The 3,363-nt window shown below is 67.0% G+C and carries 4 protein-coding genes; all 4 read left to right on the top strand.

Features of this window, described 5'->3' with window-relative positions:
* Positions 1-849 (top strand): M61 family metallopeptidase (locus ACXJKR_RS27825; protein WP_457325580.1); only part of this gene is annotated, 849 nt, incomplete at its 5' end.
* Positions 850-855: 6 nt separating this feature from the next.
* On the top strand, positions 856-1,950 hold the full coding sequence (locus ACXJKR_RS27830; RefSeq protein ID WP_457325581.1) for a DUF3108 domain-containing protein: 1,095 nt from the start codon (positions 856-858) through the stop codon (positions 1,948-1,950).
* Positions 1,947-2,735, top strand: a complete 789-nt coding sequence (locus ACXJKR_RS27835; RefSeq protein ID WP_457325582.1) for an enoyl-CoA hydratase — start codon at positions 1,947-1,949, stop codon at positions 2,733-2,735. Before ACXJKR_RS27830 ends, ACXJKR_RS27835 begins: the two co-directional genes overlap by 4 nt.
* Before the next feature lie 185 nt (positions 2,736-2,920).
* Positions 2,921-3,292: a DUF4148 domain-containing protein gene (locus ACXJKR_RS27840; RefSeq protein WP_056204416.1), complete on the top strand. Its 372-nt coding sequence runs from the start codon at positions 2,921-2,923 to the stop codon at positions 3,290-3,292.
* The last annotated feature ends 71 nt before the right edge of the window (positions 3,293-3,363 follow it).

Genomic DNA, 3,363 nt, shown 5'->3' on the forward strand with positions numbered 1-3,363 from the left:
ACCTTCGACTACCAGCGCGAGAACTACACCGAGCTGCTGTGGTTCTTCGAGGGGTTCACCAGCTACTACGACGAACTGATGCTGTGCCGCGCCGGCCTGGTCGATGCGCCGCGGTATCTGAAACTGCTCGCTGCCAGCGTCAACAGCGTGCTGGCCTCGCCGGGCCGGCGCGTGCAGCCGCTGGCCCAAGCCAGCTTCGAGGCCTGGACCAAGTACTACCGGCCCGACGAGAACAGCGTCAACGCCGCGAGCAACTACTACGGCCAGGGCGCCCTTGTCGCGCTCTGCCTGGACCTGAGCCTGCGGGATCAAAAATCCAGCCTGGATGCGCTGATGACGCGACTGTGGACGGCCAGCGCCGGCGGCCCGGTCAGTGAGGCCGACATCCTCGACGCTGTGCGTGCGCTGTCCATCGACGCGGTTGCGGCGCAATTGCACGGCTGGGTGCATGGCCGCGACGAGCTGCCACTGCGCGCGCTGCTGGAGAGACATGGCATTGTCTGGCGCGACGAGGGCCGGACCAACGTCGCCCAGCGTCTGGGCCTGCGCGTGCGCGAGGCGGCGTTGACGGGCATTGGCGTGACTCATGTACTCACCGGCGGCGCCGCCGAGGCGGGCGGCGTCAATGCACGCGACGAGATCCTCGGCTGTAACGGCTGGCGCCTGCGTCGCCTCGATGAGGTGGCGGGCCTGCTGGGCAGCGGCGAGACGCAGCTGCGCCTGCTCGTCAGCCGCGACCAGCGCTTGATCGAGCTCAATGTCGAGCTCCCCGCGCCGCAGTCCTCTGCTGTTGCCTTGACGCTGGCCGACGGGTCGCACGCTGCGCGCCGCCACTGGCTCGGCGCCTGAGGCAGCATGAAGACACCGCGGCCGCCGGGCCTGCTGGTGCTGGCCGTGTTGGCACTGCATCTGCTGCTCGGCCACGAGGTGCAGCGCATCCACGAGGGCTGGATCAGCGAAGGCCCGCCGCCCATGCCGGCGCGCATGCAGATCGCCCTGGTGCGCGAGATGCAGTTGCATGAGCCGCCTGCTTTGCGCGTGCGGCCGCCTTCGCCACCTCAGCCGCGCGCCAAGGCGCCGTCAGCGAACGTCCAACTGCCAGGTCCGGCGGCCTCCGCACCTGAGCCCGTCGCCGCATCGGAACCGCCGTTCCCCGAGCCCGTCGCGTCCGTAGCGTCAGCGCCTGAACAACCCGCCTCCGTTGCCCAGGCCGCGTCGGCGCCGCCGGTGGACGGGGAGCCCGGTCCTGAATGGCCGCTGTCAACGCGGCTCAGCTATGTGCTGACCGGCAACTACCGGGGACCAATCAGCGGCCAGGCCCAGGTCGAATGGCTGCGCAAGGGGCGGGACTACCAAGTCCACCTCGACGTCGGCGTCGGCCCCGGCTTCGCGCCGCTGATCACACGACGCATGAGCAGCCAGGGCCAGTTGACGCCCGAGGGCATCGCGCCGCAACGCTACGACGAGGAGACCAAGGTCATTCTCAGTGACAGCCGGCGCGCCAGCGTGTTCTTCCTGGGCAATGAGGTCCAACTCGCCACCGGTTCGCGCGAGCCGGCCTCGCGGGGCGCGCAGGATTCGGCCAGCCAGTTCGTCCAGTTGACCTGGCTCTTTTTGACCGGCCGCGAGCTGCTCCAGGCTGGGCGCACCGTGCAGTTCCCGCTGGTGCTGGCTCGCCGTCAATACATCTGGCAATACGAAGTGGTGGGCGAAGAGACGCTGGATACGCCGATGGGCCCGCTGGCCAGCTGGCATCTCAGGCCCACCCGTGCGCCCGCCGGTGGCGACCTGGCCGCTGAAGTCTGGCTGGCACCTGGCCTGCAATACCTGCCCGTGCGCCTGGTCATCCGACAGGACGCCGACACCTATATCGATCTCATGCTCAAGAGCGCGCCGCTGCAAGCCGCGCCAGAATCAATCAACGACACGCCCAGGAAACTCAGCCAATGACCTACGAATGCATCCTCACCGCCGTCCATGGCGACGGCCCGCGCAAGACCGGACTGATCACGCTGAACCGCCCCAAGGCGCTGAACGCGCTGAACGACCAGCTGATGGACGAAATGGGCGCCGCCCTGCTCGCCTTTGACGCCGATGACGGCATCGGCTGCATCGTGCTGACCGGATCGGAGCGCGCCTTCGCGGCCGGCGCCGACATTCCGACCATGCTGCCCCACACCTTCGCCACGGCTTTCAAGAGCGGTTTGATCTCCAAGAACTGGGAGACCATCCTGCAGGTGCGCAAACCCGTCATCGCTGCGGTAGGCGGCTTTGCGCTCGGCGGCGGCTGTGAGCTGGCGATGATGTGCGACTTCATCATCRCGGCCGACACAGCCAAGTTCGGCCAACCCGAGATCAAGCTTGGCATCGTCCCCGGCGCGGGCGGCACCCAGCGCCTGCCGCGCGCGGTGGGCAAGAGCAAGGCCATGGACATGCTGTTGACCGCCCGCATGATGGGCGCCGCAGAAGCCGAGAGCGCAGGCCTGGTGTCGCGCGTCGTGCCGGCTGACAAGCTGCTCGAAGAAGCCCTGGCCGCCGCTGAAACCATCAATGGCTTCAGCGGCCCCTCGGTCATGCTGATCAAGGAACTCGTCAACCTCGCCTATCAGGCGCCGCTCACCGACGGCGTGGCCGTGGAGCGCCGCTACTTTCATGCGCTGTTCGGCAGCCATGATCAGCACGAGGGCATGGAAGCCTTCCTGGCCAAGCGAGCGCCGAACTTCGAGCACCGTTGATGGCTTGTGGCGAAACGATGACGAACTAGGGATGACTGTTTGCGTTGAATGAATAGTCAGTTCCCGCCAGCCTAGTATTTCTACTGAGATCAGCTCCCTACAGTTCGGCCCATGGACACCGCGGTCGCGATGTCCGAGTGACCTAGAAAGCAGGAAGTTCCTGCCAGACACTGAAGGAGCCCGTCATGAGCAAGCTGTCCACCCTCATCGCCGCCACCCTGTTGATCGCCGCAGGCGCCGCCTCCGCCCAAACCACCCCGTTGACCCGCGAGCAAGTCGTTGCCGATCTGGTTGCGGCCCGTAACAGCGGCGAACTGGCCGCCATCCAGGGCGAAAAGGGCATCGAAGTGACGACCCCGGGCGCGGCCAAGGCTGCCGCGGTTGCCACTGTCAAGCTTCCCCGCCAGGCCGTGCTGACCGTCAAGCCGAGCGAAGTGCGCGCCGACGAGAAGATCGCCGCCGCCCAGGCAGCCGACCATGGTGAAAACGCCGCCCGCGAACTGGGTGATTTCCCGGCTCCTGTCGTGCGCCGTGCCTCCGCCCTGGCCAGCCGTTGAGCGAACGCTGAAACAAAGCGGTTTCAAACCGACGAAAGGCGACCCGAGAGGGCAATGCCAGACAGTTAGGG

The organism is Roseateles sp. P5_E11 (assembly GCF_054049355.1).